We start from the raw sequence: 17,815 nt of genomic DNA, 5'->3' as shown, positions 1-17,815 counted from the left end.
GGACAGACGTGTGACAAACCAGACAACGTCCTCAGGAATGGCGTCCGATCGCTCCAGTGCTGAAGCGGATGACTGAAGCGAAGGGAAAACGCCATGACCATCCTCGTCGCCTACGACGGCTCGGCCGACGCGCGCGCCGCGATCGAGTTCGCCGCCAAGCACCTTGCCGCCGAGCCCACGGTCGTCATCACGGTGTGGGAGCCGCTGCTCGTCCAGCTCAAGAAGTATCCGCTGGCCGCCGGCGCGATCGACCCCGGCACCGAGGGTGAGGCGCAGGCCCAGGCCGAGCAGCACGCCAAGGAGGGGGCCGAACTGGCGCTCGCCTCCGGGCTCGGCGAGGTCACCTACCGGGCGGTGGCCGACAACGAGTCGATCTGGAAGACGATCGTCGACGTGGCCGACGAGATCGACGCCTCGCTGATCGTGACCGGCTCGCGTGGTCTGGCCGGGGTCAGGTCGGTGCTGCTCGGCAGCGTCTCCAACCACGTGCTGCACCACGCCCACCGGCCGACCCTCATCGTCCCTCCGGCCAAGACGCCCAAGACTCCCTCGTAAGCCGCCGTCAAGACGCCTGAGACTCCCTCATAGGCGGCGATCCCGGGCGCTCCTGTCACTTCCGGGGTCAGCACGCCGTGCTGGTGCCGCAGGTCTGAGGTGGGCACAGCCGGGTGTCGATGCGCCGCGCGCCCGGCCCCTCCTCGCCCAGCCGGTCGTGCGGGTTGGCCACCGGACACCGGTCGAGCGACAGGCAGCCGCAGCCGATGCAGTCGGTGAGGTCGTCGCGCAGCCGCTGGAGCTGCTCGATCCGGTCGTCCAGCTCACCGCGCCAGGCCGCCGACAGCCGGGCCCAGTCGTCGCGGGTGGGGGTGCGTTCGTCGGGCAGCTCGGCCAGGGCGTCCTTGATCACCTTCAGGGGGATGCCGATGCGCTGGGCCAGCCGGATGAACGCCACCCTGCGCAGGCTGTCACGGGTGTAACGGCGCTGGTTGCCCGCCGTACGACGGCTCTGGATGAGCCCTTTGGCCTCGTAGAAGTGCAGGGCCGAGACGGCGACGCCGCTGCGCTCGGCGAGCTGGCCGACGGTGAGTTCCTTGGTGTTCCAGGCGACCTTCGTCATACCTGAAGGTTACTTGAGGCTGCGTTCGAAGAAGGTTTCGAGGACGACGACCGTACGCGTCCCGGTCACGCCGTCCACCTGGAAGATCCGGCGCAGGACGTCCTGGAGCTCGCGGGTGCCGGGAGTGCGGACCTTCACCAGCACCGACGCCGGGCCCGCGATGACGTGCGCCTCCTCGATCTCCGGGATCGCCGCCAGCCCCTCCTTGCTGTCGCCCATCCACGAACCGCCGTCCACCAGCACGTACGCGGTCACGTGCCGCCCGAGCGCCGCCTGGTCCACCTCGATCGTGGTGCGCCTGATCACGCCGCGCTCACGCAGCTTGCGCACCCGCTCGTGCGCCGCGCCGCTGGACAATCCCACCGCCTGCCCCAGCACCGCGTACGACCGCGTCGCGTCCTCCTGGAGCAGCCCGATCAACATCTTGTCGACTTCATCCATCACCGAATGATATCTGGCAATATGCCATTCATGCCGAACCGCGTATGGTGTTCGGCATGACGGACACGATCCCCACTGAGTTCGAGGTGCTCGACGAGCGTTTCGCCGCGATCGGCGGAGACGACCGGGTCGAGATCCTCCACACCGGCACCCGCTGGGCGGAGGGCCCGGTCTACTTCCCGGCCGGCCGGTTCCTGGCCTGGAGCGACATCCCCAACGAACGCATGCTCCGCTGGGACGAGATGACCGGCGCGGTGGGCCCGTTCCGGCAGCCGTCCGGCTACACCAACGGCAACACGCTCGACCGCGAGGGCCGGCTGATCTCCTGCGAGCAGGGCAACCGCCGGGTCACCCGCACCGAGCACGACGGCTCGATCACGGTGATCGCCGACCGCTGGGAGGGCAGGCGGTTCAACAGTCCCAACGACGCGGTCGTCCACTCCGACGGCTCCATCTGGTTCACCGACCCGCCGTACGGGATCACCAGCAACTACGAGGGCGTGGCCGCCGAGCAGGAGATCGACGGCTGTCACGTCTACCGGGCCGACCCGGTGACCGGCGAGGTGCGCGTGGTGGCCGACGACTTCACCCGGCCCAACGGCCTGGCCTTCTCCCTGGACGAACGCCTGCTCTACGTCGCCGACACCCAGGCCAGATACCTGCGGGTCTTCGAGGTGGGCGACGGCGGCACGCTGGGCGGCGGCAAGGTGTTCGCCGCGGGCGGCGACCCGGACACGTACGACGGCCTGCGGCTCGACGACACCGGCCGGGTCTGGGCCGCGGCCGGCAAGGCGGTGCTCTGCCACGACCCCGACGGCACGCTGATCGGCCGGCTCCGGCTGCCCGAGTTCACGGCCAACCTGGTCTTCGGCGGGCTCAAGCGCAACCGCATGTTCATCGCGGCGTCGTCCTCGCTGTACTCCCTGATGACCAACGTCACAGGCGCGCGCCCGGTCTGGGCCGGGCGCTGACGCCTCCCGCCGCGCCCCCGCGACGGCGGGCCCGATCCCCAGGCCGACTCGCGCGGCGGTCACTCCCACCGGAAGAGCCGCACGGCCAGCCCGCCGAGGACGACCAGCCCCACGGCCACCACGATCAGGTGCGTGAGCTGCGGCGCGTGGCCCGCCCACGTGTCCCTGAGCGCCTGCCCGAACGGCCCGGCCACCGAGTAGTCGCTGACCGTGCGCAGCGCGTCCGGCATGACGTCGCGCGGCACCCACATCCCGGCCAGGAACAACAGCGGGGACATCACCGCCGACCCGATCCCCGGCGCGACCTTGCCGTTCGGGGCCAGGGCGGCGATCACCAGCCCCAGGGCCATCAACGCGGCGCTGCCCAGCAGGAAGACCAGGACGAACCCCACCCACTGCCGCGGCGCCGACGAGCCGAACACCAGCGCCCCGGTCACGATCAGGATCACCGTGGACAGCGCCCCGATGGCCAGGTTGATCAGGAGCTGCACGCCCAGCAGCCGTGCGGGGTGCACGGGCGTGGTCGACATCCGCCGCAGCACCCCCTGCTCCCGGTACGTGGTCAGCACCGCCGGCACCACGTTGCAGGCCAGCGTCATCAACGACAGGAGCGTCATCATGCTCGGCATCTGCGTGTCCACGAACCGTTCCCCCGACTCGCCCACCGTCGTGAGGTCGGGGATGCTGATCCCCAGCACGACCAGCAGCGCGACCGGCAACCCGATCGTGAAGATCAGGAACGGCCAGTCCCTCAGGTGCAGCTTGGTCTCCACGAGGAGCAGCTTCATGACAGCTTCCTTCCGGTCAGAGCGAGGAACGCGTCGTCGAGCGTGGCCTGCTCGATGCGCAGGTCTCCGGGGACGACCTGGTGGTGGGCCAGGGCGAGGGTGACGACGGGCGCGAGATTGCCCGAGCCGCTCACCACCATCTGCTCGCCGCTCCTGGTCACCTCCCGCACCTCGGGCAGGGCCAGCAACACCGCGTCGTCCACGGGCGCGGACGGCCGGAACCGCAGCCGCTGCCCACCGCCCACCTGCGCGATGAGCCCGGCCGGGGTGTCGGTGGCGACGACCTTGCCCGCGTCGATGAGCGCGAGCCGGTCACACAGCCGCTCCGCCTCCTCCATGAAGTGGGTGACGAGCACGATGGTCACGCCCGTGGCGCGTAGCTGCGCGACCAGCTCCCACGTGTCCCTGCGGGCCTGCGGGTCGAGCCCGGTGGTCAGCTCGTCGAGCACGGCCACGCGGGGCCGCCCCACCAGCGCCAGCGCCACGGACAGCCGCTGCCGCTGGCCGCCGGACAACTTCCTGAACGTGGTCTCGCGCTTGTCGGCCAGGCCCACCCGCTCGAGCAGCTCCGTCCAGTCGGCCGGGTCGGGGTAGAAGGAGGCGTACAGGTCGAGTGCCTCGCGTACCTTGATCTTCTCGGGCAGCGCCGCGCTCTGGAGCTGCATGCCCAGCACCCGGCGCAGCTCGCCGCGGTTGTCTCGCGGGTCCAGCCCGGCCACCCGTACGGTGCCGCCGTCGCGCTCCCGCAGGCCCGCCACGCACTCCACGGTGGTGGTCTTGCCCGCGCCGTTCGGGCCGAGGATGCCGAAGATCTCCCCCTCCGCCACCTCGAACGACACATCGTCGACCGCCAGGTGGTTCGGATACTGCTTGCGCAAGTTCCTGACTTCGATGATTTTCATGGCTACGACGCTAGGAACGCCGCATTCCTCGGGGAATCGGGCTGGATGCCCGGCAGGGGTGTATCTAGGTGCAGTGACCTGGCCCCTGGCCGTGGCGCAGACTGGTGGCATGCTTCGGAGGCTCGGGAACGTCGTGACCCTGCTCGCGCTCGTGCTCGTGCAGGTCCCCATGATCGCCCTGACCGCCGTGATGCTGCTCCTGGCGTTCGCGCTGGGCATGGTCTTCCTGTTCCCGCCGCAGGTGATGATGGTCAGGGAGCTGGCCGAGCTGAATCGGCGACTCGTACGCGACTGGACGGGGCTCGACATCGAGCCCCCCTACCTGCCCGCGCCCCTGCCCCCGGTTCCGCAGGCCGACGGGATGTACCGCTCCGAGCGCACGCTCTACCGGACACCCCGCGTTCCGGCCTGGAACAACCGGTGGAAGTGGCTGGTCAGCGATCCGGCGACGTGGCGCGACGAGGTCTGGCTGCTGTTCGACCCGCTGGTGAAGGTCGTGCTGCTGCCGGTGCTCGTCCTGCTCCCCGGGCCCGGCCTGCGCCTGTACGGCCGGTGGAGCCGGTGGCTGCTCGGCGCGACCGCCGCCGGCCGCCTGGCGGGCCAGGTGAGCCACCTCAGGCGCACCCGCAACCTGGCGGCCGACTCCCAGGCGGCCGAGATGCGCAGGATCGAGCGCGACCTGCACGACGGCACGCAGGCCAGGCTCGTGGCGATCGGCATGACGCTGGGCGCGGTCGAGCAGCTCGTCGAGACCGACCCGGGGGCGGCCAAGGCGCTGCTGGCCAAGGCCAGGGACGCCTCCTCCGAGACGCTCACCGAGCTGCGCCGGGTGATCCGCGGCATCCACCCCCCGGTGCTGGCCGAGCGCGGGCTGGCCGACGCCGTACGCGCCCTGGCCATGGACAGCCCGCTGCAGGTCACCGTGGACGTCGACCTGCCGCACCGGCCCGAGGCGCCCGTCGAGGCCGCGGTGTACTTCGCCGTCAGCGAGCTGCTGTCCAACGCCGCGCGGCACGGCGACGCCGAGACCGCGATCGTGGACATCAGCACCGACGGCGCCGACCTGCGGGTCACGGTCACCGACGACGGCCTCGGCGGCGCCGATCCGGCCAGGGGCAGCGGCCTGGCCGGGATCGAACGGCGGCTGGCCGCCTTCGACGGACTGCTCGCGCTGCACAGCCCGCCGGGCGGCCCCACGATCGTGACCATGAACCTGCCCAAGGTGCTGCCCGACCACCGGGCGGGCAACCTGTCGAGGCTGCCGCGCTGGAAGTCCGTCACGGTCATGCTCCTCTGGGCCACGGCCTGGTGTCCCACGTTCCCGCAGGGGCTGGTGGCGGCGGTGTTCAAGATCCTGGGGGTCGAGGAGAAGAGCTGGTTCCTGGCCCTGTACGTGCCCGAGCCCTGGCAGTGGCCGGTGATCCTCGGCATGGTCTCGCTGGGTGTCATCATGCATGTCATGGCCATCCGCATCCCAGCCGCGCACGACCGCGGGTGCTTCATGGCCGAGGCGCAGCCGGGGAAGCCGTGGTGTTCGTGAGCCGCGTACTCATCGCCGAAGACCTCTACCTGCTCCGGGACGGCCTGGTCCACCTGCTCCAGGCGCACGGCTTCACGGTCGTGGCGGCCGTCGAGAGCGGGCCCGAGCTGCTGAAGGGCCTGCTGGAGCTGCGCCCCGACGTCTCCATCGTGGACGTACGGCTGCCGCCGACCTTCACCGACGAGGGCCTGCAGGCCGCGCTCGCCGCCAGGAAGCAGATGCCCGGCCTGCCCGTCCTCGTGCTGTCCCAGCACGTCGAGCAGCTCTACGCCCGTGAGCTGCTCGCCGACGGCTCGGGCGGGATCGGCTATCTGCTCAAGGACCGCGTCTTCAACGCCGAGCAGTTCGTCGACGCCGTACGCAGGGTGGCCGCGGGCGGCACCGCCATGGACCCAGAGGTGATCGCCAAACTGCTGGCCAGGAACGCCAGGAACGAGCCGCTGGCCGCGCTCACGCCGCGCGAACGCGAGGTGCTGGAGGCCATGGCGGAGGGACGCTCCAACGCGGCCATCTCCCAGCGGCTCTACCTGAGCGAGAGCGCCGTGGCCAAGCACACGGCCTCCATCTTCGGCAAGCTGGGTCTCGCGCCGTCCGACGACGACAACCGCCGCGTCCTGGCCGTGCTCGCCTACCTCAACAGCCGCTGACCGGGGTTACCGGGTCGGCCGACCCGGTAACTCCTCGAACGGCCGTGACTTGTCGGTGGCACCGGCTATTTTCATAGAGGCACGGCACGACGAAGAGGTGGTATCAGGTGAAAATCCGGGTTAACCGCGATGTTCTGGCAGATGCGGTGGCATGGGCTGCCCGAGCCCTGCCGAGCCGCCCCGTGGTGCCCGTCCTGTCCGGGCTGCTGCTGGAGGCGGGGGAAGAGGTCACGCTGTCCGCGTTCGACTACGACGTCTCCGCTCGGGCGACGATCGACGCCGACGTGGCCGAGGAGGGGCGCGTGCTGATCCCCGGCCGCCTGCTGGCCGAGATCAGCCGGAGCCTGCCCGCCGACGACGTCGAGATCGTCACCGAGGGGCCCGAGGCCGTCCTCACCTGCGGCAGCGCGGAGTTCGGGCTGATCACCATGCCGGTCGAAGACTTCCCGACCCTGCCTGCCATGCCGCCCGGCATCGGGGCCATCGGCGGCGGCGTGTTCGCCTCGGCGGTCGCCCAGGTGGCCCCGGCGGCCAGCCGCGACGACACGCTGCCCATGCTCACCGGCATCCGGATCGACATCGACGGCGAGTCGGTCGCCATGGCGGCCACCGACCGCTATCGCATCGCCGCCCGCGACTTCACCTGGCGTCCGGCGGGTCCCGACGCCGCCGTCTCCGCCATGGTGCCGGCGCGGGTGCTGGTCGAGGTGGCCAAGTCGTTGCGCGGGGGCGAGGTCTCGGTCGCGATGGGCGACGGGGTGGCCGGGTTCGAGAGCGTCGGCCGCAGCACGACCGTCCGCCTGCTCGACGAGCAGTTCATCGACTATCGCACCAGGCTCACCGCCGACTGGTCGATCAGAGCCGACGTGCCGGTGGCGCCGTTCGTGGGGGCGATCAAGCGGGTGGCCCTGGTGGCCGAGCGCAACACCGCGATCCGGCTGGCGTTCAGCCAGGGGCAGGTGCTGATCCAGGCCGGTGGCGGCGACATCGGGCGAGGCGCCGAGGTGGTGCCGTGCGAGCTGCGCGGCGACGACCTCGAGATCGCCTTCCAGTCGCAGTTCCTGCTCGACGGGCTGACGGGCATCGAGACCGAGCTGGCCCGCATCAACCTCGAGTCGCCCACCAGGCCCGCGCTCATCCAAGACGTGCCCGGCGACGCCCAGCCCGCCTTCCGCTACCTCGTCATGTCCCTGCGCCAGAGCTGAGCCCGCCCCGCCCCGGGCCGCAGGGCCGAGGCTCGACGCGCTGGTCGGGCTACGGGTCGGTCCTGTCGCCGGTCTGGCGTTCGACGACCAGCCGGAAGACCCTCTTGAACTCCGCGTACGCCTCCTCGCCCACCGCCCGCGCGTGGGCCGCCTCCATCTCGGCGAGGATCACGTCCGACTTGGCCATGTGATCGAGCCCCTTGGCGGTGGGCACGATGAGCTTGGCCCGCCGGTCGGCCGGGTCCGGCCGCCGTTCCACGTACCCGAGCTCGACCAGCTCGTCCACCAGCGTGCCGATCACCTGCTTGTGCTGGCCCGACTGCGCGGCCAGGTCGGTGGCCCGGCTGCCTTCCTCGTCGAGGTAGGCCAGCACCGCGCCGTACCGGGGCCGCAGCCCTGGGTGCCCCTGCTCGGCGAGCTTGGCGAACAGCTCGCGTTGCAGGCTGAAGAGCGTCCTGCCGGAAAGGACGCCGAGATCCGGATCATCCTGCTTGCGTCGGCTCCTGCGCACCACGCACTCCCGAGGATTGGCATTTGTTGGTCACCGATGGTCGAGTCATGACCACCAACGTGGAGGGCGCCGTCGAATGACCGCGCCGATCAGGCCCTCGGCGGGATCGTGATCGGCCCGGGGGCCGCCGATCAGGAGTCGGTGAGCGCGATGAGGATGTGCTCCATGCAGGCGTGCCCCGCCCGCTCGGCCGCCGACGCGTCGCCGGCCGCGATGGCCCGCGCGATGGCGTCGTGCGGGATGTAGCTCTTGTTGAGCGACGTGCCGACCGCCGTGATGCTGGCCCGCAGCGCCGCAGAGAAGTCCTCGTAGAGGTCGATGAGCACCAGGTTGTGCGTCGCGTGCGCGACCGCCATGTGGAAGGCCAGGTCGGCCTCGACGAAGAAGTCGGGGTCGTCCAGCTCCCAGGCGCGGTCGCGCTCGGCCAGCGCCTCCTCGATGCGCCGGATGTCCTCGTCGGTACGCCGGGTGGCGGCCAGCCGGGCCGACTCGACCTCGAGCGCACGGCGTACTTCGAGGATCTCGAGTTGCTCGGCCTGGCGCAGCCGCCGCAGCATCGCGCCGGACAGCTCACTCGTGGCCCGGACGTAAGTGCCGTCGCCCTGACGGCACTCGAGCAGCCCGGCGTGCGTGAGCGCGCGGACGGCCTCACGAACGGTGTTACGCCCCACCCCGAGTTGCTCGGCGAGCACGGTCTCGGTCGGGATCTTGCCGTTCATCGGCCACGACCCTGAGGTGATCTGCTCCTTGAGCTGATCGATCACCTGGTCGACGAGCGAAGCCCGCTGCGCCGTACGCAGACTCACAGTCCGCCTCCTCCGGGAAACCAATCATCCTATGAGTCAATGACTGGTCGACCCTAATTATTCCAGACTCGAAAGGCCAAATCTGGAGCTCCCGGAGGTTCAGCGAGAGACCGTGGCGTCAGCCGTCACCCCCGCCATGGCGGAGCGAACTCCGGCAGCTTCGAGGGCTTTACGATATGCGGCCGTCTGCTGAGTCCTGGACCCGACCCGGCCGTACAGGTCGCCCAGCTCACGCCAGCAGCGGGCGGCCTGGCGGTCGGTGCCGAACACCGGCCGGTCGAGCGAGTCGAGCAGCTCGTACGCGCCGCGCAGGTGCGCCGAGGCGTCCCCCTCCTGGGCGAGCGCGACGGTGGCCAGCACGAGACGCGCCTCGGCGGCGGTCGTGCCCACGCGGTCGTGCGCCGGCCCCAGTGCCGTCACGGCCAGCTCGCCGGCGCCCACCAGGTCGTCGGCGCGCAGCTTGACCCGCGCGTGGACGACCAGGCTCTCCCCGTGCTCGCGCGCCGTGGACGGGAACGCCGAGAACGTCCTGACCGCGCCCGCGACCAGCCGCTCGGCCTCGTCGGCCGGCGCCGTGGACAGCCTGGCCCAGTGCATGGCCGTACGGGCGAGCTGCAGCGCGAGCCGAGTCTGGCGGCCCGCCATGATCGCGTCGTCGGCCAGGCGCACGGCCAGCGCCGAGTCTTCACCGGCCGCCGCGGTGGCACTCGCCCGCCACAGCGCCTGGATCTCTCCGGAACGGTCCACAACCTCAGGTATGCCGGTCGTGTCCAGCACGTGCTGGACGTACGCCAGCTCGGGGGAGTCGCTCTCGCGCTCGCTGCGCCCCTCGATCAGCGCGGCGGCCAGGTCGGTGGCCAGCTCTCCCTGGGTGATGGACAGCCGCTCGGCCTGCCCCAGCGCGGCGGTGGCCAGGTCGCGGGCCCGCAGACGGTCGCCCGCCCGCTGGTAGCAGCGGCTCAGCGCGATGGTGATCGGCAGGTCGGCCAGGCGCTCGGGGTGCGCCGCCGCCTCCCTGCGCAGGCGCTCGAACGCCTCCACCGCCTGCCCCAACCGGCCTTGGGCCTCCAGCGCACGCGCCCGGCCGAACCGCGCCTGCGCGGTCAGCATGGCGTTCTCCTCGTCGGCCGCCTTCACGATCTCCGTGAAACGGTCGGCGGCGACGGACGGATCGCCGTGCTGCAACTCGAGCTCGGCGTGACGCAGCCCCAGCTCGGTGTCGATGCGCTGCCGAGGCTCGATCCCGTGAAGGAGGAACTCGGTCGTGCACCCCAGCCGCTCAGCCAGGAGCCGTGCCACCACTGGAGTCGGCGTGCGCTTGCCCGACTCTATGAGCGAGACATAACTGTCAGACAGGTCGGGTCCGGCCAGTTGGGCCTGGGACATCCGCCTGTTCAGCCGCAGTCCGCGGACGCGGTCACCGATGGTTCCCTGACTCGGCATCTCATCTCTCAAGGCGGGGAAGGGTCAACAACACGCAATGATTGCATGAAGTAGCCGAATCTGGTATCCCCGCGTGAAGAATTTGCCACGCCGAGATTAATCGTCGCTGTCGTCCTTGCCGGGAAAAAGCATCTGGCAGACCTCTAGGTAGAGGGTCTCCGGATACGGAATGTACTCCACCGTTGACAGAGCCTGATCCTGACCGGCTGACTCGAGGATGAACTCACCGTAACCGAGCATGCGCCCAAGCAGAGATCTTTGGAAGCTCATGTCGGTGACCTTGCCCAGGGGCATCATCGCGACCTTGCGCGTGATGAGCCCTGTGGTGAGCAACATACGCTTCGAAGTCACCACAAAGTAATCGACCGACCACTCCGCGACTTTCCATACGAAACGGATCAGAAGCAGGAGCCAGAGCCACCACACGACCACGAGCGTCGTGCCACCCGCCTCGCCGCCGCCGAAGAACCTGCTGAGCACTCCGGCGATGATCAGGCCGCCGAGCACCTCGGCGACCGGGCGAAGCAGGATGGCAGGGTGCCGCCGCACCATGATGACCTGTTGTTCGTGGGGGAGGAGGTAGCGGTTGACCGACGATGGAGCGGAGTCCCCGTGGGTCACAAGTCTCATGAGAGGCTGTTCACAAATTGAGCCAGCGAGTCGGCCGCGTTGAACACCGTGTCGAACGCTCCCCTCACCGCATCCGCGGCGTCTGCTGGTCGCGCGAACAGGTAGTACGCAACAAATGCGATACCACCGTATGTGAGGACCTTTTTGACCTGCACCGTCGCCTCCGTGCCACTTACCCACTCCACCCGCCAACTACATTACCCACCCGGGTGCCCGGGTAAAGGTAACTTGGCGGGTTAGTTCGGATCTTGCTTAGCCACGTTCGCTGGCCACCAGAGCCAGCACGTGAAGGTGCTTGCGCGCGATGCGCTCGACAAGGCTGGGATGGGCGTAGCCGGTGACCTCCAGCGCGCCGTAGTGCGCCGCCTCCACGCAGCGCGTTACGGTGGTCGTGGAGTGGACGCCGGCGAACTCGTCGCACAGCACCGACTCCACATCCGCGTACGGAGTCGGATCCGCCTCGGTGTGATCGCTCATCGTGCTTCCCCCACGCGCATCCGGAAGTTGCCTTCCGTTCTCATTCGTACCCACCAAACCACAGTATGTAACGAAGCGATGACTCGGCGTGATGAGAAGCGGGCTTTCCGGACGGATCCTGGGGCGTGCCTTTCTCCCGACGGCTACCTGACGCCGGCGGCGCTTACGCGTCGCTGACAGCGTCTATACGTCTGGGTCTGGGACGTCTATACGTCTGGGACGCGGTCACACGACGCCGTAGAGCCGGTCGCCGGCGTCGCCGAGGCCCGGCACGATGTAGCCGTTCTCGTTGAGCCGCTCGTCGAGGGCGGCGGTGACGACGCGGATCGGCTTGCCCGAGTTCGCGAACACCTTGTCCATGTACGCCAGCCCCTCGGGCGCGGCCAGCAGGCACAGCGCCGTGACGTCGACCGCGCCGCGGTCGAACAGGTACTGCACCGCCGCCGACAGCGTGCCGCCGGTGGCCAGCATCGGGTCGAGCACGTAGCACTGCCGCCCCGACAGGTCGTCGGGCAGCCGCGTGGCGTACGTCTCCGCCTGGAGCGTCGACTCGTTGCGGATCATCCCGAGGAACCCGACCTCGGCCGTGGGCAGCAGCCTGGTCATGCCGTCGAGCATGCCGAGCCCGGCCCGCAGGATGGGCACGACCAGCGGGTACGGCTTGGCCATGCGCACACCGCGGGCGGGCGAGACGGGGGAGTCGACGGTGACCTCCGCGACCCGGACGTCACGCGTGGCCTCGTACGCGAGCAGCGTCACCAACTCGTCCGCGAGCCTGCGGAAGGTCGGCGAGTCGGTGCGGACATCGCGCAGCGTGGTGAGCTTGTGGGCCACGAGCGGATGATCGACGACGAGGGTCTCCATGGGACCCCACGCTATCTCCTGACCCACCCTGCTGCCGACCCCCCGTACCAGGGGCGAACGTCACAAATTCCCGGGTGACGGCGGGGACGGCTCGGAGCCCGTCCGCACGCGGCAGTGGAACACGACAAGGCGGCGGTGGAACACGACAAGACGGTCCCGGGGAGCTGACATCTTTGGTTTTGATCACAATTTGGCCCGAGAGGCACACGGCCAGTGGCCGGTTCTGGAACGATTGGGTCTCGGTGATATCTGTCGTGTCAGAGGTCGGGTGGGGATGGCGATGACAGACGAAGACGCTCTCGACTTCGCCATCGTGGTCTATCGCGAGGACGAATGCTGGCAGGCCGCGCTGCTGCCGGTCACGCTCACGTCCGACCTGCAGGGGCTCATCCATGCCCTGAAGCAGCAGCCGAGCGAGAGCGGCACGATCGGGCTGGTCGCGGTCGGCGATGAGTTCTTCGTGGCGCTGCGGGTCCTCGGCGAGCGGGTCGACGTCTTCCTCTCCGACATCGCCGCCTCCTGGGACTTCCCGCTGGCGCGTCAGGTCCTCCACTACCTCGACGTCCCCGTGCCGGACGAGGAGGAGCTCGACGAGATCCTCCAGGACGAGGAGACCGTGCTCCCCGCCGGTGATCTGTCGATCTTCGCCGACCTCGGGTTGGACGAGATGGAGCTGGGCATCCTCTCCGGCGACATCGACCTGCTTCCCGAAGATGTGTTGTCCAGCATTGCCGCGCGGCTCGGCTTCTCCGAGCCGTTCGAGCGTGCCATCGAATCGGTCTTCGGCTGACCCCCTGGAGCGCGGACATGGCGTCCAACACCTTCACTGCGGCTTTTGTCAGGACTTCCGATGGCTGGAGCGGCGCCGAAGTCGACCTCGGGGACGCCGAGATCGTCGACGACTTCGGCGACGCGGTCACGGAGACGCTCGGCCTCTCCGGCGACGAACTCGCCCTGTTGTGCGTCGAGGTCGAGGACGAATGGTTCGCCATCGCCCGTTACCGGGGCGAGGACGAGCCACGGGTGTTCCTCTCCGACGTGCACGCGATCCTGTCCGACAGGTTGGGCGAGCTGTTCGCCGAGTTCGCCGGGGTGGTGCCCGACAAGGAGAGCAACGGCCTCGGCGTACGCCCGGCGGGCGACTTCGAACTGCTCAGCGACCTGGGCGTGAGTTCTGAGGAACTGCTCGAACTGAGCATGGAAGAGGGCCTGCTGCCCGCCGACATCCTGTCGGTGATCGCCGAGCGGCTGTCGTTCGGCGACGAGCTCGACCGACTGCGGTGACGTACCGGGGCTCGCGGTGACCGACGAGGAGGCCATGCGCCTGGCCCTGGCGGAGGCCGTCACGGCCGGCGCGAGGGGGGAGATCCCCGTGGGCGCGGTGGTGCTCGACCCGCTCGGTGAAGTGTTGTCGGCGGCGGGCAACGACCGCGAGTCGGCCGCCGACCCGACCGCCCACGCCGAGGTGCTCGCGCTGCGCCGGGCCGCCGCGCTGCGCGGGCAGTGGCGCCTCAGCGGCTGCACGCTCGTGGTCACGCTGGAGCCCTGCACCATGTGCGCTGGGGCCGCGGTGCTGGCCAGGGTCGAACGCATCGTGTACGGCGCCACGGACGAGAAGGGCGGGGCCGTGGGCTCACTCTGGGACGTCGTACGCGATCGGCGGCTCAACCATCGACCCGAGGTCGTGATGGGGGTCCTGGCGGAGCAGTGTGGAGACGTACTAAAGCGGTTCTTCGCCACTCGCAGGATCCGGTAAGCTCGTCCGCGGTGGTGTCGCCTAGTGGCCGAGGGCGCACGCCTCGAAAGCGTGTGATGGGGCAACTCATCCGTGGGTTCAAATCCCACCACCACCGCCGCTAAGTTGGGCCTCTGACCTGCGAAAGTAGGTTGGAGGCCCTTCGTCTTCCCGTCATGAGGGGATATGGGGGCATCGGCCCTCAGCCGTGATCGCGCAGACGACACCGCCCACGATCTTCGCCGCGCTTCGGACACACGCCAGAGGGGCCGATGAATTTGGCTCGAGCCCCCCGTGTCGGCGCCGACCGAGGTGCGACGGCCACTTACTCCGCGAGTTGCCGGTAGGACAGCTCGTAGAGGTGGCCACCCTTGATGAGAACGGATACTTCCACCGGCTGCCTGGAATTGCTGTAGACAGTGCGAAACTGACGGAACACCGGCACGTCGGGCGGTAGGTCCAGCCCTTCGACCTCTTCCGATGTCGGTTGCCGTACAGAAATTCGGTCCTCGAAGTAGCGCTCTGGAAAGCCCAAGTCGGCCAGGACCTCCGGTGCGCCTCCACGGATCTTCTTACGGGCTGCCAGCGGAGTTCCGGCGGCGATGTGGACCGGATAGTACGACCATGACAGCTCAACTGGATCACCATCGTGGACCAGCAGTCTCTGGCGCACGACGACGCGGCCGCCGTCCTCGGTCCCGAGCGCGGTGGCCACGTCGTTCGGTGGCTGCACCTCGCCGACCTTGAGGAGTTCGTAGCTGTAGCCGCGCGGGTTCGGGGACTTGTATGCCGAGGCTTCGACGACGAAAGGCTTTCTGTCTCGTACGAACACGCCCTTACCCGCGTGTCCGCGTACGAAGTCCTCATCCTTCAAAGCTTGCAGGGCTCGTTGAATCGTCGCGTTGGCCGCGCTGAAACGCACGACCAGATTTGACGTGGAAGGAAGCTGCTCGCCCGGCCGCAGAGTGCCGGACATGATCTCGGCGCGCAACTCTGCGGCGATCTGCTGATGACGAGGACGCGGGTCCAGCCGTCTGGCCAAGATGGTCAGCTCTCCTCATTAATGATCATTTTGTAGCGCAGTTCGCGGCCCTCGGCGACCATCGTCATCACGGTGACCTCGATCGGCGTCCCGTCGCCGGCTCGCAGCACTCTTGTGAGTACCAGGACCCAGTCTTGTGGGCGAATGTCGAGCGTCGCCTGCTCTTCCTCCGTCGAGGGTCGAGCGGTGACACTCTCCTCGGCGTCGCACGGCTCGAGGCCGAGCTCGGCCAGCAGGGCAAGGGCCCCGCCCCGAATCTTGCGCATCTCAGCGAGGGCGGTATCGCGAGCTATCGCCGGCGGGTAGTAGGAGTCGGCGAGTTCTGTCGGCCGCCCGTCAAGAAGCACCAGTCGGCGTCGGACGATCGCGGTCTCCTCCGCGCCGAAGCCGAACGCTTCTGCGACCTTCCGCGGCGCACGAACCTCTTCCACGCTGCGGAGTTGATGCGTGCCGACGTGGCCCTGCTGCGCGGCCTCTTCAGCCCAGGCGTCCGGCTCTCCGGGGCGGCGAGGCCGTACATACGGAGCAGAGACACTGACCCAGCCTGTGTCTGCCATGAGTTCCTCCGTTGGGCAGAAAGGGCCATTTACCGGCCACCGCGCCGGTTCGGTAGATGGCGGCCAGATCAAGAGTATCCACGTCGCCTCTCCTTGCGGCCTTGCTGCTTTTCGGGAATCGCAGTAAGGCTTTGTCGCGCCACTCGGTAGGTCCTTCGGCCTTGCTCCAGACGCATCGGGCCCGCCACGACCTTGTGGGACGTCGGACGGGCCCTTGATCAGGAATCGAGGTCCTGACATCCGTGGACAGTCCAGGACCGCCTTCGAGACGCCGATCCACAGGCCCTCTCGGGCTCCTGCCGAGATCTCGCGGCCCTGTCGGCGGCACTGCCTCAGAGGTCTTGCCGGTGGGTGGATCACGCTGATGGGCGGCTTGTGCGCCCAGGACATGACGGTGGGCCCGTCTGCACGGCCCCAATGAGCAGCCCCGGTCCGCCCTTGTCTGCACGGCAGGCGGCGGGCTGGGGTTTCAAGCCCTCGAGCGCAATCCCGTGCTCGGGGTGAGCCGCCTCGGAATCTCCCGAGGCCAGGCGAGAGGAGATCCCATGGATCTGTACGCACGCCCGATCGGTGACGTGCCGTTCACCAAGCTCTGCGGCGGCAACCAGCAGAACGAGGACGGCGAGTCGTGCGTGGAGATCGCCCCGATTCCGGGCGTCGAGGACGCTTACGCGCTGCGTGACTCGAAGAACCCGGACGCCGGGACGCTCCGGTTCTCCGGTGCCGAGCGTCGCTCGGCCGGTGTAACCACCATCTAGCAGTCCGAGACGGCGGCCCCTGCCTGGGTCTAGCAAGCAGGGGCCGCACTCGGAGAACTCTACGGGAGCATCCTGATCATGCACTGGCACGCCTACCAGTGGGTCGGTGTCGGCGCCGACCGCGGCAACGAGGCCGAACGCCGCCCGTCGTCCCCTGACTTCGCGGCGTCGCCGTTGCCGCCGATGCGGACCGGTGACTGGTTGGCCAAGCCCGCCTCCCTGATCGCGGCCACGTTCGACGACCCCGCCGAGGCGGTGGCCTGGCTGACGTCCGAGTACCGCACGGTGCGGGCGGCGTTCCTGCACCCGGAGAGTGTCCTGGTGGAGGACCGTCTGGAGTGGGCTGCCGATGCGCTGTCGCGTGGCGTGGACGTGCAGTGGGGCGAGTGGCTGCGGGCCGGCCGGTTCGCCTCGATCGCCATGATCTGCTGCCCGAACCGGCACGTGCCCCATCCCTGCCCGACCGCAAGGGGCACGGCCCCATGAGTCGGCCTGGCGGCGACCGGGGTCGCGGCTCTCGTGCGCGAGACTGGGGGACTCCCGCCCGCCGCGTCCCGGACATGACGAACGACGCCCCCGCCCATCCTGTGGACAACCTGTGCACAACTTGGCTCCTGGGCTGTGGACAAGCTGTGGAAAGGTCTGTGGATTCGTGTGGACGGAGTCCACACCGTGAAACGTTGATCGGCTAGTTTTTGCAGGTCAGAGCTTCACGTGAGGTGATCCACAGGGACTCGCAGGCTGTGGATGGACGAAGTGTTGAAAGAACCTTGGCCGACCGAGGGGCCGGGTGGCCCGTCCGTCCGGTCCCGGCCGGGTCTGTCTGCGTCCGTCCTGACCGGCTACGGGCTGGGGTGCAAATCCCGTCCGGCAGTCGAAGGTCCTTTCGCGTGCCGGGGGACGCGCGCCGGTCGCGCAGGGCGACGGGCATAACCGTTTTCAGTGGGATTCCCGAATGAGGTGGGAAAGTTCGGGCCACTTGGCCGGGCACCGAAAAGGGAGGAGCCGGGATTCGCGGCCCCTCCCTTTTCCCTTTCTCAGTCGGGCAGCTCCAGGACCCTGGCGTGCAGGATCGATCGCTGCTGCAGTGCCGCCCGCAACGCGCGGTGCAGGCCGTCCTCCAGATAGAGCTCGCCCTGCCACTGCACCACGTGCGGGAAAAGGTCCCCGTAGAAGGTGGAGTCGGCGGCGAGCAGCGAGTGCAGGTCCAGCATGGCCTTCGTGGTGACCAACGAGTCGAGCCGGACCTGCCGTGGAGGGATTTGTGCCCATTCGCGGTGCGTCAGACCGTGGTCGGGATAAGGGCGTCCGTCGCCGACTAGCTTGAAGATCACCCTCCGATTTTAGGAGAGATTCCGATTCCTCGCGCTATCTCGGTGAC

The 17,815-nt window shown here is 69.0% G+C and carries 24 protein-coding genes and 1 tRNA gene; 11 read left to right on the top strand and 14 right to left on the bottom strand.

Going from position 1 to position 17,815, the window contains the following annotated elements; genetic code table 11:
• Nucleotides 1-93: 93 nt before the first annotated feature.
• Complete coding sequence (locus tag ACZ6S0_RS27965) at nt 94-555, top strand: universal stress protein (RefSeq protein WP_465922279.1); 462 nt, start codon at nt 94-96, stop codon at nt 553-555.
• Nucleotides 556-622: 67 nt separating this feature from the next.
• On the opposite strand, the gene soxR is transcribed toward ACZ6S0_RS27965, so the two are convergent.
• Together soxR and ACZ6S0_RS27955 are read right to left on the bottom strand one after the other, a co-directional pair.
• On the bottom strand, nt 623-1,117 hold the full coding sequence (gene soxR, locus ACZ6S0_RS27960) for a redox-sensitive transcriptional activator SoxR (protein WP_465922278.1): 495 nt from the start codon (nt 1,115-1,117) through the stop codon (nt 623-625).
• 9 nt (nt 1,118-1,126) lie between these two features.
• The gene (locus ACZ6S0_RS27955) at nt 1,127-1,558 is read right to left on the bottom strand and encodes an Lrp/AsnC family transcriptional regulator (protein ID WP_344878965.1); all 432 of its coding nucleotides are present in this window, start codon (nt 1,556-1,558) and stop codon (nt 1,127-1,129) included.
• A 56-nt stretch (nt 1,559-1,614) separates the two neighbouring features.
• Here ACZ6S0_RS27955 and ACZ6S0_RS27950 point away from each other — a divergent pair, with 56 nt between their 5' ends.
• A complete protein-coding gene (locus ACZ6S0_RS27950; protein ID WP_465922277.1) occupies nt 1,615-2,529 on the top strand; it encodes an SMP-30/gluconolactonase/LRE family protein in 915 nt (304 codons plus the stop codon).
• A 59-nt stretch (nt 2,530-2,588) separates the two neighbouring features.
• Here ACZ6S0_RS27950 and ACZ6S0_RS27945 read toward each other — a convergent pair whose 3' ends face one another.
• Together ACZ6S0_RS27945 and ACZ6S0_RS27940 are read right to left on the bottom strand one after the other, a co-directional pair.
• A complete protein-coding gene (locus ACZ6S0_RS27945) occupies nt 2,589-3,317 on the bottom strand; it encodes an ABC transporter permease (protein WP_465922276.1) in 729 nt (242 codons plus the stop codon).
• Entirely contained in the window at nt 3,314-4,219 is a 906-nt protein-coding gene (locus ACZ6S0_RS27940; RefSeq protein WP_465922275.1) for an ABC transporter ATP-binding protein, read from the bottom strand. Before ACZ6S0_RS27940 ends, ACZ6S0_RS27945 begins: the two co-directional genes overlap by 4 nt.
• Before the next feature lie 109 nt (nt 4,220-4,328).
• Between ACZ6S0_RS27940 and ACZ6S0_RS27935 the strand changes: the two genes are divergently transcribed.
• The 3 genes from ACZ6S0_RS27935 to dnaN all read left to right on the top strand — a co-directional run bounded on the left by ACZ6S0_RS27935 (nt 4,329) and on the right by dnaN (nt 7,611).
• Complete coding sequence (locus ACZ6S0_RS27935) at nt 4,329-5,759, top strand: sensor histidine kinase (protein ID WP_465922274.1); 1,431 nt, start codon at nt 4,329-4,331, stop codon at nt 5,757-5,759.
• The gene (locus tag ACZ6S0_RS27930; protein WP_425568610.1) at nt 5,756-6,406 is read left to right on the top strand and encodes a response regulator transcription factor; all 651 of its coding nucleotides are present in this window, start codon (nt 5,756-5,758) and stop codon (nt 6,404-6,406) included. Before ACZ6S0_RS27935 ends, ACZ6S0_RS27930 begins: the two co-directional genes overlap by 4 nt.
• Before the next feature lie 107 nt (nt 6,407-6,513).
• Nucleotides 6,514-7,611, top strand: coding sequence for a DNA polymerase III subunit beta (gene dnaN, locus ACZ6S0_RS27925; protein ID WP_465922273.1), 1,098 nt, complete (start codon nt 6,514-6,516; stop codon nt 7,609-7,611).
• A gap of 49 nt (nt 7,612-7,660) precedes the next feature.
• On the opposite strand, the gene ACZ6S0_RS27920 is transcribed toward dnaN, so the two are convergent.
• From ACZ6S0_RS27920 to upp, 7 genes are all read right to left on the bottom strand, one after another.
• Nucleotides 7,661-8,122 (bottom strand): MarR family winged helix-turn-helix transcriptional regulator, encoded by a 462-nt coding sequence (locus ACZ6S0_RS27920; RefSeq protein ID WP_465922272.1) that lies wholly within the window; start codon nt 8,120-8,122, stop codon nt 7,661-7,663.
• 131 nt (nt 8,123-8,253) lie between these two features.
• Nucleotides 8,254-8,928 (bottom strand): FadR/GntR family transcriptional regulator, encoded by a 675-nt coding sequence (locus ACZ6S0_RS27915; protein WP_465922271.1) that lies wholly within the window; start codon nt 8,926-8,928, stop codon nt 8,254-8,256.
• A gap of 99 nt (nt 8,929-9,027) precedes the next feature.
• Nucleotides 9,028-10,371 (bottom strand): helix-turn-helix domain-containing protein, encoded by a 1,344-nt coding sequence (locus tag ACZ6S0_RS27910; RefSeq protein ID WP_465922270.1) that lies wholly within the window; start codon nt 10,369-10,371, stop codon nt 9,028-9,030.
• A 96-nt stretch (nt 10,372-10,467) separates the two neighbouring features.
• Nucleotides 10,468-11,001, bottom strand: coding sequence for a PH domain-containing protein (locus tag ACZ6S0_RS27905; RefSeq protein WP_344878998.1), 534 nt, complete (start codon nt 10,999-11,001; stop codon nt 10,468-10,470).
• A complete protein-coding gene (locus ACZ6S0_RS27900; protein WP_168010888.1) occupies nt 10,998-11,156 on the bottom strand; it encodes a hypothetical protein in 159 nt (52 codons plus the stop codon). Before ACZ6S0_RS27900 ends, ACZ6S0_RS27905 begins: the two co-directional genes overlap by 4 nt.
• A gap of 97 nt (nt 11,157-11,253) precedes the next feature.
• Nucleotides 11,254-11,478, bottom strand: a complete 225-nt coding sequence (locus ACZ6S0_RS27895; protein ID WP_344879006.1) for a hypothetical protein — start codon at nt 11,476-11,478, stop codon at nt 11,254-11,256.
• A 225-nt stretch (nt 11,479-11,703) separates the two neighbouring features.
• On the bottom strand, nt 11,704-12,342 hold the full coding sequence (gene upp, locus ACZ6S0_RS27890) for a uracil phosphoribosyltransferase (RefSeq protein ID WP_465922269.1): 639 nt from the start codon (nt 12,340-12,342) through the stop codon (nt 11,704-11,706).
• A 274-nt stretch (nt 12,343-12,616) separates the two neighbouring features.
• Between upp and ACZ6S0_RS27885 the strand changes: the two genes are divergently transcribed.
• The 4 genes from ACZ6S0_RS27885 to ACZ6S0_RS27870 all read left to right on the top strand — a co-directional run bounded on the left by ACZ6S0_RS27885 (nt 12,617) and on the right by ACZ6S0_RS27870 (nt 14,195).
• A complete protein-coding gene (locus ACZ6S0_RS27885) occupies nt 12,617-13,132 on the top strand; it encodes a tRNA adenosine deaminase-associated protein (protein ID WP_465922268.1) in 516 nt (171 codons plus the stop codon).
• Between the two features lie 17 nt (nt 13,133-13,149).
• Nucleotides 13,150-13,626, top strand: coding sequence for a tRNA adenosine deaminase-associated protein (locus ACZ6S0_RS27880; RefSeq protein WP_465922267.1), 477 nt, complete (start codon nt 13,150-13,152; stop codon nt 13,624-13,626).
• A gap of 16 nt (nt 13,627-13,642) precedes the next feature.
• Nucleotides 13,643-14,098: a tRNA adenosine(34) deaminase TadA gene (gene tadA, locus ACZ6S0_RS27875; RefSeq protein ID WP_465922266.1), complete on the top strand. Its 456-nt coding sequence runs from the start codon at nt 13,643-13,645 to the stop codon at nt 14,096-14,098.
• A gap of 10 nt (nt 14,099-14,108) precedes the next feature.
• Nucleotides 14,109-14,195: transfer RNA gene (locus ACZ6S0_RS27870), tRNA-Ser, on the top strand.
• A 207-nt stretch (nt 14,196-14,402) separates the two neighbouring features.
• Here the strand turns inward: ACZ6S0_RS27870 and ACZ6S0_RS27865 are convergent.
• Both ACZ6S0_RS27865 and ACZ6S0_RS27860 read right to left on the bottom strand, forming a co-directional pair.
• Nucleotides 14,403-15,119 (bottom strand): GntR family transcriptional regulator, encoded by a 717-nt coding sequence (locus ACZ6S0_RS27865; protein ID WP_465922265.1) that lies wholly within the window; start codon nt 15,117-15,119, stop codon nt 14,403-14,405.
• A gap of 5 nt (nt 15,120-15,124) precedes the next feature.
• Entirely contained in the window at nt 15,125-15,676 is a 552-nt protein-coding gene (locus ACZ6S0_RS27860) for a UTRA domain-containing protein (RefSeq protein WP_465922264.1), read from the bottom strand.
• Between the two features lie 545 nt (nt 15,677-16,221).
• Here ACZ6S0_RS27860 and ACZ6S0_RS27855 point away from each other — a divergent pair.
• Together ACZ6S0_RS27855 and ACZ6S0_RS27850 are read left to right on the top strand one after the other, a co-directional pair.
• Complete coding sequence (locus ACZ6S0_RS27855; protein ID WP_465922263.1) at nt 16,222-16,434, top strand: DUF397 domain-containing protein; 213 nt, start codon at nt 16,222-16,224, stop codon at nt 16,432-16,434.
• 78 nt (nt 16,435-16,512) lie between these two features.
• On the top strand, nt 16,513-16,920 hold the full coding sequence (locus ACZ6S0_RS27850) for a hypothetical protein (protein ID WP_465922262.1): 408 nt from the start codon (nt 16,513-16,515) through the stop codon (nt 16,918-16,920).
• Nucleotides 16,921-17,471: 551 nt separating this feature from the next.
• Here the strand turns inward: ACZ6S0_RS27850 and ACZ6S0_RS27845 are convergent.
• On the bottom strand, nt 17,472-17,768 hold the full coding sequence (locus ACZ6S0_RS27845) for a type II toxin-antitoxin system VapB family antitoxin (RefSeq protein ID WP_344879030.1): 297 nt from the start codon (nt 17,766-17,768) through the stop codon (nt 17,472-17,474).
• Nucleotides 17,769-17,815 lie beyond the last annotated feature (47 nt).

It is taken from the genome of Nonomuraea sp. NPDC051298, assembly GCF_055586305.1.
Note: the sequence above shows the minus strand (reverse complement) of the source record. Positions and strands in the feature narration are given on the sequence as shown.